Source organism: Limnochorda sp. L945t, assembly GCF_035593305.1.
GTDB lineage: Bacteria > Bacillota > Limnochordia > Limnochordales > Geochordaceae > Carboxydichorda > Carboxydichorda subterranea.
Window position 1 is genome coordinate 454787 of the sequence record NZ_CP141615.1, and the last position, 13678, is coordinate 468464.

At 70.5% G+C, this 13678-nt stretch carries 12 protein-coding genes; 3 read left to right on the forward strand and 9 right to left on the reverse strand.

The window, feature by feature from the left end; translation table 11 throughout:
* Positions 1–82: 82 nt before the first annotated feature.
* Positions 83–1747 carry a dihydroxy-acid dehydratase gene (ilvD, locus tag U7230_RS02150; RefSeq protein ID WP_324717106.1) on the forward strand — a complete coding sequence of 555 codons (1665 nt, stop codon included), beginning with the start codon at positions 83–85 and terminating at the stop codon, positions 1745–1747.
* Positions 1748–1790: 43 nt separating this feature from the next.
* Positions 1791–2738: a fumarylacetoacetate hydrolase family protein gene (locus tag U7230_RS02155; protein WP_324717107.1), complete on the forward strand. Its 948-nt coding sequence runs from the start codon at positions 1791–1793 to the stop codon at positions 2736–2738.
* Between the two features lie 6 nt (positions 2739–2744).
* Here the strand turns inward: U7230_RS02155 and U7230_RS02160 are convergent, their stop codons facing one another.
* Complete coding sequence (locus U7230_RS02160) at positions 2745–3776, reverse strand: zinc-binding dehydrogenase (protein WP_404980618.1); 1032 nt, start codon at positions 3774–3776, stop codon at positions 2745–2747.
* A 196-nt stretch (positions 3777–3972) separates the two neighbouring features.
* On the opposite strand from U7230_RS02160, the gene U7230_RS02165 reads away from it, so the two are divergent.
* Positions 3973–5184: a pyridoxal phosphate-dependent aminotransferase gene (locus tag U7230_RS02165; protein ID WP_324717109.1), complete on the forward strand. Its 1212-nt coding sequence runs from the start codon at positions 3973–3975 to the stop codon at positions 5182–5184.
* A gap of 36 nt (positions 5185–5220) precedes the next feature.
* Here the strand turns inward: U7230_RS02165 and U7230_RS02170 are convergent, their stop codons facing one another.
* The 8 genes from U7230_RS02170 to coaBC form a co-directional block, all read right to left on the reverse strand.
* The gene (locus U7230_RS02170; RefSeq protein WP_324717110.1) at positions 5221–5979 is read right to left on the reverse strand and encodes an ABC transporter ATP-binding protein; all 759 of its coding nucleotides are present in this window, start codon (positions 5977–5979) and stop codon (positions 5221–5223) included.
* Entirely contained in the window at positions 5967–6764 is a 798-nt protein-coding gene (locus tag U7230_RS02175) for an ABC transporter ATP-binding protein (RefSeq protein WP_324717111.1), read from the reverse strand. Before U7230_RS02175 ends, U7230_RS02170 begins: the two co-directional genes overlap by 13 nt.
* Positions 6761–7840 carry a branched-chain amino acid ABC transporter permease gene (locus tag U7230_RS02180; protein WP_324717112.1) on the reverse strand — a complete coding sequence of 360 codons (1080 nt, stop codon included), beginning with the start codon at positions 7838–7840 and terminating at the stop codon, positions 6761–6763. Before U7230_RS02180 ends, U7230_RS02175 begins: the two co-directional genes overlap by 4 nt.
* The gene (locus U7230_RS02185) at positions 7837–8733 is read right to left on the reverse strand and encodes a branched-chain amino acid ABC transporter permease (RefSeq protein ID WP_324717113.1); all 897 of its coding nucleotides are present in this window, start codon (positions 8731–8733) and stop codon (positions 7837–7839) included. The genes U7230_RS02180 and U7230_RS02185 overlap by 4 nt, the downstream gene beginning before the upstream one ends.
* Positions 8734–8751: 18 nt before the next feature.
* Positions 8752–9894 carry a branched-chain amino acid ABC transporter substrate-binding protein gene (locus tag U7230_RS02190; RefSeq protein WP_324717114.1) on the reverse strand — a complete coding sequence of 381 codons (1143 nt, stop codon included), beginning with the start codon at positions 9892–9894 and terminating at the stop codon, positions 8752–8754.
* A 171-nt stretch (positions 9895–10065) separates the two neighbouring features.
* Positions 10066–11262, reverse strand: coding sequence for an NAD(P)/FAD-dependent oxidoreductase (locus tag U7230_RS02195; RefSeq protein WP_324717115.1), 1197 nt, complete (start codon positions 11260–11262; stop codon positions 10066–10068).
* Between the two features lie 14 nt (positions 11263–11276).
* On the reverse strand, positions 11277–12251 hold the full coding sequence (locus U7230_RS02200) for an ornithine cyclodeaminase family protein (protein ID WP_324717116.1): 975 nt from the start codon (positions 12249–12251) through the stop codon (positions 11277–11279).
* A 106-nt stretch (positions 12252–12357) separates the two neighbouring features.
* The gene (gene coaBC, locus U7230_RS02205; RefSeq protein WP_324717117.1) at positions 12358–13638 is read right to left on the reverse strand and encodes a bifunctional phosphopantothenoylcysteine decarboxylase/phosphopantothenate--cysteine ligase CoaBC; all 1281 of its coding nucleotides are present in this window, start codon (positions 13636–13638) and stop codon (positions 12358–12360) included.
* Positions 13639–13678 lie beyond the last annotated feature (40 nt).

The window sequence follows — 13678 nt, forward strand, 5'->3', positions numbered from 1 at the left end:
GCAGGAAACATCCGGAGGCGAGGCGAAGCCTGGCGCCATTCTCGGGGGATCAGCGCCCCCGCTCGGGGGGCTTCGAGACGGCATGCGCAGCGACGTCATCAAGCGGGGCATCGACCGGGCGCCCCACCGCAGCCTCCTGCGGGCCGCAGGGGTTTCGGAGCGGGACTTCGACCGCCCGTTCATCGGCATCGTCAACTCGTACGCGGACATCGTGCCCGGGCACGTGCATCTGCAGGAGTTCGCCAGGCTGATCAAGGAGGCGGTGCGGGAGGCAGGGGGCGTGCCCTTCGAGTTCAACACGATTGCCGTCGACGACGGCATCGCGATGGGCCACGTCGGGATGCGCTACTCGCTGGCGAGCCGGGAGCTCATCGCCGACTCGGTCGAGACCATGGTGGCGGCCCACTGGTTCGACGGGATCGTCTGCATCCCCAACTGCGACAAGGTCGTCCCCGGGATGCTGATGGCCGCGGCACGGCTCAACATCCCCACGATCTTCGTCAGCGGCGGCCCGATGGCGGCGGGGAGGCTCGACGGCCGGGCCATCGACCTCATCTCGGTCTTCGAGGGCGTGGGGGCCGTGCAGGCCGGCCGCATCAGCGCCGACGAGCTCTACCGCATCGAGGCGGCCGCCTGCCCGAGCTGTGGCTCGTGCTCGGGCATGTTCACTGCCAACTCCATGAACTGTCTCTCCGAGGCGCTGGGCGTGGCGCTGCCCGGCAACGGCACGGCCCTGGCCCGCACCGCCGAACGCGAGGACCTGGCCCGCCGGGCCGCCCGGCGTATCGTGGAGCTGGTCGAGCAGGACGTCAAGTTTCTCGACATCGTCGACGCCGAGTCGCTGGACAACGCCTTCGCGCTGGACATGGCCATGGGCGGGAGCACCAACACCGTGCTCCACGCCCTGGCCCTGGCTCACGAGGCGGGCATCGACTACCCGCTGGAGCGGCTCAACCGGCTCGCCGACCGGGTGCCGCACCTCGCCAAGGTGAGCCCGGCTTCGCGCTGGCACATGGAGGACGTGCACCGGGCCGGCGGCATCCCCGCCATCCTCAAGGAGCTTTCCCGCATCCCGGGCCTGCTCCACCGGGATCGCCCGACGGTGGACGGCCGCACCATCGGGCAGATTGCCGACGCTGCCGAGATCCGTGACCCCGAGGTGATCCGGCCGCTGGAGCGGGCGCACAGCCCGACCGGCGGGCTGGCCGTCTTGTGGGGCAACCTGGCGCCCCACGGGGCGCTCATCAAGACGGGAGCGGTCGAGCCGGGGATCGACGGGCACGAGGGCCCGGCCATCGTGTTCGACGGCGAGCAGGAGGCCCTGGACGGCATCAAAGCCGGTAAGGTGCGCCCGGGCCACGTGGTGGTCATCCGCTACGAGGGCCCGCGGGGCGGACCCGGAATGCCGGAGATGCTGGCCCCCACCTCGGCCATCGTGGGGATGGGGCTGGGGACCAGGGTCGCGCTGGTGACGGATGGGCGGTTTTCGGGCGGCACGCGGGGGATCTGCGTGGGCCACGTGTCGCCCGAGGCGGCGGAGGGAGGGCCGCTGGCGCTGGTCCGGGACGGGGATCCGATCCGGGTCGACCTGCGGGAGCGCCGGCTGGAGATCCTCGTCTCCCACGACGAGCTGGAGCGTCGACGTGCCCGCTGGGAGCCCCCGGCGCCCCGTATCACGCGGGGGTGGCTGGGGCGCTACGTGCGGATGGTCACCTCGGCCAGCACCGGAGCCGTGCTTCGGGCATGAGTCACCGGAGCGGGCATGAGCCGCCGAAGAGGAGGGACCGGGGTTGAAGCTGGCAACGATCCACAGGGGTGGCGAGGCGCACCTCGTGGTGCGGGCGGGTGCAGGGATGGTGGACGTGACGCAGGCCGCTCGCACGCCGGGATGGTCGACCGGAGAACTCCCGCTGAGCCTCATCGGCCTCGTCCGGGCCTGGGGGGCCGGGGATCGGCGTCCCATGGAGGCGGTGCGACGCCTGGTGGAGGCGGCCGAGCAGGGGCGCTACGGGGAGATCCTCGACCCCGAGGCTCCCGAGATCGAGTGGCTGCCGCCCGTGGTGCCGTCCAAGGTGATGTGCATCGGGCTCAATTACTGGGACCACTGCCGCGAGCAGCACGTCGATCCTCCCAAACGGCCCATCCTCTTCGCCAAGTGGCCCAACGCGTACAACGCTCACCGCAGGCCCATCGCCATGGCCGAGGGGAGCGACCAGGTCGACTTCGAGGCCGAGCTCGCGGTGATCATCGGCCGGCGAAGCCGGAGGCTCGTGGACGCGACGGCCCTGGAGGCGGTCTTCGGGTACACCACGTTCAACGACGTGACGGCCCGGGACTACCAGAAAGGGGACGGCCAGTGGGTCCGCGGCAAGTCGCAGGACACGTTCGCGCCCATGGGGCCGTGGGTGGCGACCGCGGACGAGATCCCGGATCCGCAGAAGCTTCGCATTGTTTGCCGGGTCAACGGCGTCGCCTACCAGGACTCCTCCACGGCCGAGATGATCTTTCCCGTACGCGCCCTTTTGGCCTTCATCTCCCAGGGCATCACCCTGGAGCCCGGCGACGTGCTGGCCACGGGGACGCCCGACGGGGTGGGGGTTTACCGCAAACCCCCGGTCTTCCTCAAGCCCGGCGACGTCGTCGAGGTGGAGATCGAGCGGATCGGCCGGCTCGTCAACCCGGTGGTGCGAGCCGCCGAAGCAAGCGCCCTCGACCTGGACGTCCGCTGGCCCGGATGACGGGCGTCAGGGGATGGTGAGCACCAGTTTGCCGAAGTGGCGCCGTTCCTCCATCCACCGGTGGGCCTGCGCCGCTTCGGCCAGCGGCCACACCCGGTCCACGACGGGCTTGAGCTGGCCGCGCTCTACGAACGGCATGAGATGGAGCAGCTCGGCCTTGCTGCCCATGTACGAGCCGAAGAGGCGCAGCTGGCGAGAGAACAGGTAGCGGATGTCGGTCAGCCCCTCGTAACCGGTCGTGGCCCCACAGGTGACCAGCCGCCCGCCGTGGGTGAGGCTGCGGATGCTCTTCTCCCACGTCGCCTGACCCACGTGCTCCACGACCACGTCGACGCCGCGGCGGCCGGTGAGGGAGCGTATCTCCTCGTCAACGTGCTGGCGGCCGTGGTGGAGCACCACCTCCGCCCCGAGGTGGCGGGCTCTCTCCATCTTGTCGTCGCTGCCGACAGTGGCGAAGACCCGGGCGCCCAGGAGGCGGGCGATCTGGATGGCGGCCGAGCCCACCCCGCTGCCGGCGCCCCAGACCAGCACCGTTTCGCCCGGCCGGACCCGGGCCAGCGTCACGAGCATGTGCCAGGCCGTCAGGAAGACCAGAGGCACGGCCGCCGCCTGCTCGAACGACAGGTGACGGGGCATGGGCAGCACGTTGGCCGCCGGGACGATCACGTACTGGGCGTATCCGCCGTCTACCTGCGAACCCAGGATGTGGTACTGGGGGCAAAGGGTGTCCTGGCCCGACAGGCAGGCCTCGCACCGGCCGCAGCTGATGCCCGGGTTGACCAGAACCCGGGAGCCGGCCTCCAGGCCGGAGACGCCGGCGCCCAGCTCGTCGATCTCGCCGGCCACGTCGGCGCCCGGGATGCGGGGCAGGGAGAGCCTGCGGCCCGGCATGCCCCGCCGGTTCCAGATGTCCAGGTGGTTGAGGGCGCAAGCCCGTACCCGTACGCGCACCTCGCCCGGGCCGGGCCGGGGTATGGCAACCTCCTCCAGCCGCAGCACCTCCGGCCCTCCGTGCTCGTGGAACCGGATCGCCTGCATCGTGGGCACCGCCATGCCCTGCGCCCCCCATCGCCCGGGCCCGCTTCCGGGTCCCTCTGCCTTGTCTCGGCCCAGGGTGGAGTTAGGCCCGGCGGCCCGGATTCCTCCAGAAGAAGCGCCAGGAGTCCGTGTCGCCCGGGGCGAAACAGGCCATCCGGCGGGCACGGAGAGAGGGAGAAGCGAGCCGGAGGGAGCGGTGACGAGGGTGCCGGTACGGGCGTCGCGCATGAGCGTGGTGGGGACCGAGACCGCCTTCGAGGTGCTGGCCGAGGTGAAGCGCCTCGAGGCGCAGGGGCGGCGCATCTACAACTTCGCCATCGGGGAGCCCGATTTCGACACGCCCGAGCACATCAAGCAGGCGGGCATCGCCGCGATCCGGGACAATTACACGCACTACTCGCCCTCGGCGGGCATCCAACCGTTGCGGGAGGCCATCGCCCGGGTGGCAGGACGGCTGCGGGGCTTGCGCTTCTCGGCCGACGAGGTGGTGGTCACTCCGGGGGCGAAGCCCATCATCTACTACACGTTGCTCTCGTGCGTCGATCCCGGTGACGAGGTGATCTACCCCAATCCGGGCTTTCCGATCTACGAGTCGGCCATCCGCCTGGCGGGCGCGGTGCCGGTGCCGCTTTACCTGCGCGAGCACCGGGGTTTCGTCTTCGACCCCGACGAGCTCTCCTCCCGCATCACGCCCCGCACGCGGCTGGTGATCCTCAACTCTCCCCACAACCCGACCGGAGGCGTGCTCTCCCGGGAGGTGCTGGCCTGGGTCGCGCAGCTGGCGGTCGAGCACGACCTGTGGGTGCTCTCCGACGAGATCTACAGCCGCATCCTGTTCGACGGCGAGTTCGTCAGCATCGCCGCGCTGCCGGACATGCGCGCCCGCACCATCGTCCTCGACGGGTTCTCCAAGATCTACGCCATGACGGGCTGGCGGCTGGGGTACGGGATCATGCCGGCGCCGGTGGCGGCGGACGTCGCCCGGCTGGTCACCAACGTCGAGTCGTGCACCGCGACGTTCACCCAGATGGCCGGCATCGCCGCGCTGGAAGGGCCCCAGGAGCCGTCGGAGGCCATGGTGGCCGAGTTCCGTGCGCGGCGCGACCTGGTCGTGGAGCTGCTCGACCAGGTGCCGGGGGTACGGGTGAGCCCGCCGTCCGGCGCGTTCTACGTGTACCCCAACGTGACGGAGGCGTGCCGGCGAGTGGGGGCCAAAGACGCCCGGGAGTTCGCTTCCCGGATGTTGCACGAGGCGGGGGTGGCGCTCCTGGCGGGCACGGCCTTCGGCACGCCAGATCCGGAGGAAGACCAGCAGTACGTGCGGCTCTCGTACGCCGCCTCCCGGGAGCAGTTGCGCGAGGGGATCGCCCGCATGCGGGAGTGGGTGGAGAAGGGCGGCGCTCGCTGACCTGCCGGCCTCCGCCCCGCCTGAGCCGGACCGGCCTCAAGCTCCCAGGTAGGCTTCACGGATCCTCGGGTCGGCGGCCAGGGCGCCGCTTTCCCCGGCGGCGAAGAGGCGGCCGGTCTCCAGCACGTAGGCCCTGCCGGCGAGCCGCAGGGCCGCCCGAGCGTTTTGCTCGACCAGGAGGATGGCGACGCCTTGCCGGTGGATGGCGCGCAGGGTTGCGAAAATGCTGCGCACCAGCAGCGGGGCGAGGCCAAGCGAGGGCTCGTCGAGCAGCAGGATGCGGGGCCCGGCCATGAGCGCCCGCCCGATGGCGAGCATCTGCTGCTCCCCGCCCGACAGCGTCCCGGCCAGCTGGCGCCGGCGCTCGGCGAGGCGAGGGAAGAGGGAGTAGACCCACTCGAGCGACCGGGCCACGCCGGCCTGGTCCCGCCGGCGCAAGAAGGCCCCCAGGCGCAGGTTCTCCTCGACGGTGAGCGTGGCGAACACGCGCCGCCCCTCGGGCACGTGCGCGACGCCCCGGCTCACGATGGCATCGGCCGGCAGGCCCGAAATGGGCCGGCCGTCCAGTCGCACCTGGCCCGACGCCGGCCGTACGAGCCCCGAGATGGCCCGGAGCGTGGTCGACTTCCCGGCGCCGTTGGCGCCCAGGAGCGCCACGATCTCGCCCTCGCGGACGTGCAGCGTGAGCCCGCTCAGCGCGTGCACCCGCCCGTAGAAGACGTGGACCTCCTCGAGCTCGAGGAGGGCCGGCGGGGCGCCCGCGCCGACTTGCTCGCCCTCGTTCACGGCTCCCACGGCTCGTCCTCCCGCCCGAGGTAGGCGGAGATCACGGCCGGATCCGCCTGGATGCTCTGAGGAGGCCCCTCCGCGATGACGCGCCCCTGGTCGAGCACCACGACGCGGTCCGAAATCCCCATCACCACCCGCATGTGGTGCTCGATGACGAGGATGGTCAGTCCCCGATCCCTCAGCTGCCGGATCCGTTGCATGAGCCACGTGCGCTCGGCGTCCGACAGCCCGCCGGCGGGCTCGTCGAGGATGACCAGCGCCGGGTCGGTGGCCAGCGCTCTGGCGATCTCCAGCCGGCGCTGGTCTCCGTACGGCAGATGGGAGGCCAGCTCATGCTCGTAGCGGGCGATGCCGAGCTCCTCCAGCAGCTGCCGCGCCCGGGAGACGGCCCAGCGTTGCTCTCTGCGGTGGCGGGGAGTGGAGAAGATGGCGTCCAGCACGCCGCTCCGGGTCGAGTGGTGAAGCCCTGCCATGACGTTTTCCAGGGCCGTCAGATGAGGAAACAGCCGGATCGTCTGGAAAGTGCGCGCGATCCCGAGCGCGGCGATCTGGTGGGGGCGCAGCCCCACCACGCTCCTGCCGGCGAAGCGGATCTCGCCGCCGTCCGGCCGGTAGATGCCCGTGATCAGGTTGAAGAGCGTGGTCTTGCCGGCCCCGTTGGGCCCGATCAGCCCCACGATCTCGCCCTTTTCCACGCGCATGGAGACCTGGTCGAGCGCCACGACCCCGCCGAAGCGCCGTCGCACGTCTACGATCTCGAGGAGTGGCCCGCCGTGTGGCTGCTCCGTCATCGCCGGCCCCCTCTTGCGGCCGGCGAGGCGGCCAGCTCCGCTCCGCTGCCCGGTATACCGGTGGCGCCCGCTTCCGGGGCGCTCCCTGCGCCCCCTTCTCCTTGGTGGGACCGGGTAGCCCGTAGCCAGACGGTGCCGGGCCACAGCCCCTCCGGCCGGAACACCATCATGGCCACCATGGCCGCGCCGAAGACCAGCATCCGTGCCTGGGCGAACTCCCGGAAGAGCTCGGGGAGCACCCACAGCGCGAACGCGCCGAGCAGTACCCCTGGCACCGAGCCCGGACCTCCGAGCACGACCATGCTGAAGATCACCACCGACTCCCAGAAGTTGAACCGCTCCGGTGCGATGACCGTCATGCGGGCGGCGTACAGATTGCCTGCGACCCCGGCGAGACCTGCGCCGAGCGCAAAGGCCAGGAGCTTCATCCGCACGACGTCGATGCCCATGGCCTGTGCGGCCACCTCGTCCTCACGGATGTAGTTCCAGGCCCGCCCGATGCGGCTTTGCTGCAACCGTACCGTGATGCAGGCCGCGGCGGCCACGAAAGACCAGATGTAGTAGAAGTAGTGGGCCGGCTGACGGATCGCCCAGGGGCCGAGGGCCGGGCGGGCGATGCCGAAAATGCCGTTGGGCCCCCCGGTCAGGCCGAAGAGGTTGTTGGTCAGCGCGATCCGGACGATCTCCCCGAAGCCGATGGTGACCATCGCCAGGTAGTCGCCCCGCAGGTGCAGGATGGGGCGGGTCAGGATGACCCCGGCGGCCGCGGCGGCGACGAAGCTGACCGGAAACAGCCACAGCGTGGGCCAGTGCAGGAGCGTGTTGAGGATGGCGGTGACGTACGCTCCCACCGCATAGAAGGCCGCATGGCCCAGGTCGAACAGCCCCGCCTCGCCCACCACCAGGTTGAGGCTGAGGGCCAGCAGCGCGTAGATGCCGTAGAAATTGGCGACGTCGATCCAGTAGGGGCTTTGGACCACGAGCGGGAAAGCGGCCACGGCCAGGAGCACGAGCAGGGCGGCGGCCCGAGCGCCCCGCAGGCGGTGGATGAGCGGCCTCGGCGTCGTGAGCCTCACACCTTCTCGGCCACCCGCTCGCCGAGCAGCCCCGTCGGCCTGGCGATCAGGATGAGGATGAGGACGAAGAAGGTGATGGCGTCTTTCCAGGCCACCGACACGTACCCACTTGCGAGTGCCTCCAGGACCCCCAGCAACAGCCCTCCTACCATGGCTCCCGGGATGTTGCCGATGCCGCCCAGGATGGCGGCCGTGAAGGCGCGCAGCCCGTAGGTCCACCCCATGGTGAAGTTGATCTGGCGGTAGTAGAGGCCGATCAACAGACCTGCCACCGCCCCCAGCGCGGGGCCCAGCACGAACACCCACTGGATGACGCGGTCGACCCGGATGCCCATGAGCCGCGCGGTCTCCTGATCCAGGGCCACCGCGCGGATGGCCATGCCAAAAGGGGTCGCCTGCACGAAGAGGTAGAGACCCACCATGAGCATGAGCGCCACGCCCAGGATGACGAGCTGCAGCACCGAAAGCTCGAGGTTACCGATGGCGAAGGACCGCGAAGGCACCAGGTTTTCGGGCAGCACCTGGTAGCGGGGGCCGTAGGTCAGCATGACCGCGTTTTGCAAGAAGACGCTCGCTCCCAATGCCGAGACGACCGGAGCGAGCCGGGTGGAACGGCGCAAGGGCCGGTACGCGACCTGCTCGAGCCCGAGCCCTACGCCCGCCACCAGGACGGCGACCCCTATCGCGATGACGACCAGGGGCCCAGCGGCTGGGTGGCCGCCGAGCCCCCAGGCCGACGTCGCGGAGAGCGTGAGGTACGCGCCCAGCATGAACAGCTCGCCGTGGGCGAAGTTGATGAGCCGCAGCACGCCGTACACCATGGTGTAGCCCAGGGCGACCAGGGCGTACACCGATCCCAGGGCGAGGCCGTTGACCAGCTGCTGAGCGAGCACCGGGCGGCCCTCCGCACCCTACCCCTGGTACGGCACGATCTGGCCCTTTTCGTTGACCACGTACGCCTTGTGAATCGTGCCCAGCCGGTCACCGTTTTGGTCAAACCCCTGGATCGGCCCGGTGATCCCGGGGTAGTCCTTCAGCGACCGGTGCAGATAGGTCGCGATCTGGCCCGGGTCGGTAGACTTGGTTTGCCGGATCGCCTCCACGATCACCCGGAACGCGTCGGCCGCCATCAGCGTCCAAATGCTGGCGGGCTCTTCCCCGTACTTCTTCTGGTAGTCCGCGAGGAATTGGCGCGCCTCGGGGTAGGGGAGGTCCGACGGGATCGGCTCCGTCACGATGACGGAGCCCTTGGCGGCGTCGACCCCGGCGATCCGCACGAACTCGGGGTTGTTGGTGGCGTTGCCCGCCATGAACGTCGCCTTGATACCGAGGCTGCGCGCCTGCTTGACCAACAGTCCCCCCTCCGGGAAATACCCTGTGAACCAGATGACCTCGGGGTTGGCCGCCCGCACGCGGGTGAGCGTGGCGGTGAAGTCCCGCTCGCCCGGGGTGATGGCGTCGTAGAAGACGACCTGGGCGCCTCGCTCGTCGAGGTACTTGCGGGTCCAGTCCGCCAGGCCCGAGGCGTAGGTGCTGTTGTCGTGGATGATGGCGACCCGCTTTTTCTTCAAGGTCCCGGTGATGAAGTCGGCGGCGAACAACCCCTGGCGGTCGTCCAGGAAGCAGGTGCGGAAGAAGCGCGGGTAACCCTTTTGCGAAAGGCGGGTCGCGGTCGAAGACGGGGTGATGTGGACGATGCCGGCCTCGTCGTAGATGGTCGACGCAGGCTCGGTCAAGCTGGAGGCGTAGCTCCCGACGACGGCCACCACCCCCTGGCTGACCAGGCGCTGGGCGGCCACGGCAGCCTGTACGGGGTCGGACTGGTCGTCGGCGGTGACGATCTGGATCGGCCGGCCCAGCAGCCCTCCTTTGGCGTTGATCTGCTCGGCGAGCAGCGTGATCGCCTTGACGAAGCCGTCTCCCTCGTACGCCCACTGGCCCGACATCGGCCCCTGGATCCCGATGCGGATGGGCTCCGCGGCCAGCGCCGCCGGCGCGGCGGCTACCACGAGCAAGACCCAGGCGAGGAACATGACACGTAAAGACCTGTCCATCCTCCCAAGCCCCCCTCCGGCACGTCACCTCTGCTCGGCGTGCTCCGTTGCCAGCGATAACCAAACGCTTTCTTACTGTGTGATTCGCCTCCTGCTCCGGTCCCCCTCCCCGCCTGGCGACACTTCCTTCCCCGCCGCAGGGCCCCGCCGGGTGGAGCCGCCCTCGCCCGGCTACACCACCTGCGACTCGACGAGCCTGCCGCCGGTCGAGAAGCGGCGGATGTCGAGGGGCGATACGTCGACGGAGAGGGGAAGCCCCAGGATCATCTCCGCCAGGACCCGCCCCACCGCGGGCGCCTGCTGGAAACCGTGCCCGCTGAACCCGTTGGCCAGGTACAAGCCCCGTACCTCCGGCGCCTCGCCGATGATCGCGTTGTGGTCGGGGCTCACCTCGTAAAGCCCGGCCCACCCCCTGCGGACCCGGGCCTCGGCCAGCGCCGGTAGCCGGTGGACGCCCGCCTCGAGCACCCGGGGCAAGAAGGCCCAGTCCACGTCGGTCCGGAAGCCCGGCCCCTCCTCCGGATTGGCCATCCCGAACAGGAGCCGCTCGCCTTCCCGCCGGACGTAGAACCCGCTGTCGAAGTCGATGACCATGGGAAGATCGGGGCGGAAGAGCCCGATGGGCTCGGTCACCCAGACCATGCGCCGGTACGGCTTCACCGGCACGACGACGCCCGCCATCCGGCCCACCTCGGCCGCGTACGGCCCGGCTGCGTTGACGACGTAGCGAGCCTCGATGATCGCCTGCTCTTCCGCCCCGGGCCCCCGGCTCCCGGGCGGGCGCCGCACCGCCACTCCCGCCACCCGGCCGCCCCGCACGTCGACGGCGAAAGCCTCCGTCGCCAAGAACAACCGTGCCCCCATCTCGCGAGCCTTGCGGGCCAGCCCTTGGAGCACGCTGTGCGGGTCCGCGTAGCCGTCCTGTGCGTGGAACGTTGCGCCGACAAGGTCGTCGACCCTCAGTTGGGGCACCAGCGCCTGCGCCCTCCGAGGGTCCAAGAGCTTCACGTCGAACCCGAGCGAGCGTTGCAGCGCCACGTTCTGCTCGAACCGGGACATCTCGGCGACATCTCCGGTCACGATGAGATAGCCGTGCTGCCGTAAGCCGGCGCTCTCGCCCGTCAGCTCCCCGAACCGCCGGAGCATCTCGATGCTCCACGCAGAGAGCCGGACATTGACCTCGGTGGAGTACTGGATCCGTACCCCACCAGCCGAGCGTCCTGTGGAACCCATGCCCAGCGCCTCTTCCCGCTCGACCACGACCACGTCGGCACGACCAAGGGCGGCGAGGTGATAAGCGGTGCTCACGCCCACCACGCCGCCGCCGATGACCACCACGTCTGCCCGGAGAGGGAAGGCTCTTTGCACGCGCGGTCGCCTCCTCAAAGTGGCAGGCGCGTGCCAACGCCCCGCTCGATCGCCGCGCGGTACAGATGGTAGCCCAATCCCACGTCCTCCATGGCGAGGCCCAGGTTCACGGAGGTGATCCGTTCTTCGGGCCGGGTCCGGCCTGCCAGCCTGCCCGCGATCACGTCGCCGAGTTCGCCCTCGGGAGCGACCGGCGCCGAGGCGAAATACCCGATGGAACGGTAGTAGGCGTACTGGCCCGCGTCGTCCACGATGAACGCACGGCACGCCGCCATTGCTTCCGGCGTCACCATGGAGTCGAAGTCGATGGGGAGCAGCAGCGAGCCGTCTGCCAGCCACTCTGGCCGGATGGACGGCCGGGGGTTGCGTGCGATGGGTCCTGCCGTCACGATCACGGTCGCGCCTCTCACGGCCTGTGCCGGCGTGTCGCAGGGCACGACGGAGACGCCCGGGGCCAGCTGGACAGCGTCGCGCACGAACGTAGCGGTTCGCGCCGGGTCCCGGTCGTACGCCCGTACCTCCGCAACGGCCAGCACCGCCGCCATCGTCTGGAGGTGCGAGCGAGCCTGGACCCCCAACCCGAGGATCGCCAGCGTGATCCGACCCGGCGCAGCCAGGTATAGCGCTGCCAGCGCCGAAACGGCGGCCGTCCGCATGGCCGTGATCCAGGTGGCGTCCATGATGGCTACCGGCACGCCGGTCTCGGCGTCGTTGAGCAAAAGCAGTCCATGGATGTAGGGGAGCCCCCGTACGGAGTTGCCGGGATAGCCGGCCACCCACTTCAGCCCGGCTGCGTCGAGGGAGGCGATGTACGCCGGCATGGCGTGAATGAAGGCGTCGGGACGCGGATGGATCCCCGGCTTGGGTGGCAGCTCCACCCGGCCCGCCGCCTTCGCCCGGAAAAGCTCCTCCATGAGCCGTACGATCTCGCTCGGCGACGGCCCGAGCGCCTCTACGTCCGCCCGAGACAGGTAGAGCACCTCGCGCATCGCGAGCACCTCCCGGCAGTTGCCCGGCCTTTCGCCGGGCTCGGGACGGGTCCTTCCTGACCTCGGACGGCCCCGCGGGCCGGTGAGCGGCACCCGCGGGAACGCGCTAACGCCCGAGGCGGGCGGCCACCCATTCGAGGATGCGCTCGGCGAGGGCCTCCTTGGTGACGAGGGGCACGTCGACCCGGGTCCCGTCGGCTCCCAGCAGCAGCGCGGCGTTGGTGTCGGACTCGAAGCCGGCGCCGGGACGGGTCACGTCGTTGGCCACGATGAGGTCGACGCCCTTGGCGGCCAGCTTGCGGCGGGCCAGGGCTTCGAGATCGCCCGTCTCCGCGGCGAACCCCACGAGGATCTGGCCCGGCCGGCGTCGCCGGGCAAGCTCCTGCAGGATGTCAGGCGTCGGCTCGAGGGCGACGGTGAGCAGCGGAGCGGAGTGCGCGACCAGATCGTCCTTCTTGATCTTGGTCGGCGCCGGAGAACGAGGCCGGAAGTCGGCCACCGCTGCCGCCATGACGACGGCGTCGGCTTCCCCGGCGCGGTCGAGGCACGCCTGGCGCATCTGTTCGCCCGTCTCGACGCGCACCGTCTCCACGCCAAAGGGCGGCTCCAGCGCCGTGGGGCCGGTCACGAGGACGACGTCGGCGCCCCGCCACCTGGCCAGGCGGGCGATGGCGTGGCCCATCTTCCCGCTCGAGCGGTTGCTCAGGAAACGAACGGGGTCGAGGGGCTCCCGGGTGGGGCCTGACGTCACCAGGATCCGCCGGCCCCGGAGGTCCTTGACCGGATACAGGATGCGGCGGACCTCTTCGAGCACGTGCTCGGGCTCTTCCATGCGGCCGAGCCCCTCGTGTCCGGTGGCAAGCCGCCCCCGCGCCGGGCCGACGATGGTGACGCCTCGCGCGCGCAGGCGGCCGAGGTTTTCCTGGGTGGCCGGGTGCTCGTACATGGCACTGTTCATGGCGGGCACCACCAGGGTCGGGGCGCTGCAGGCGAGGTAGGTGGTCGTGAGCGCGTCGTCGGCGATGCCGGCCGCCATCTTGGCGATGACGTCGGCCGTGGCGGGACAAACGCACAGGAGATCGGCTCGGCGGGCCAGGGTCACGTGGCTCATCACGACCTCGGGATGGGGCTCGAACAGGTCCGTGATGACGGGACGGTAGGAGAGCTCCCGGAACGTCGCCTCCCCGATCAGCTGCGTGGCCGCCCGGGTCATGAGGACGTGGACCTCCGCGCCCCACAGGGCGAGCCGGCGCACCACCTCGACCGCCTTGTACGCCGCGATACCGCCGGTCACCCCGACCAGCACGGTGCGCCCTTCAAGCGGGCGATCCTCCGGTAATCGGGCGCCCCGCTGCTCTGGCCCTGGACCCTGCTGCTCTCGCTCCATCGCGCTCCGGCCCGGCCTCCCTCTCGTTGATCCGCCGGCC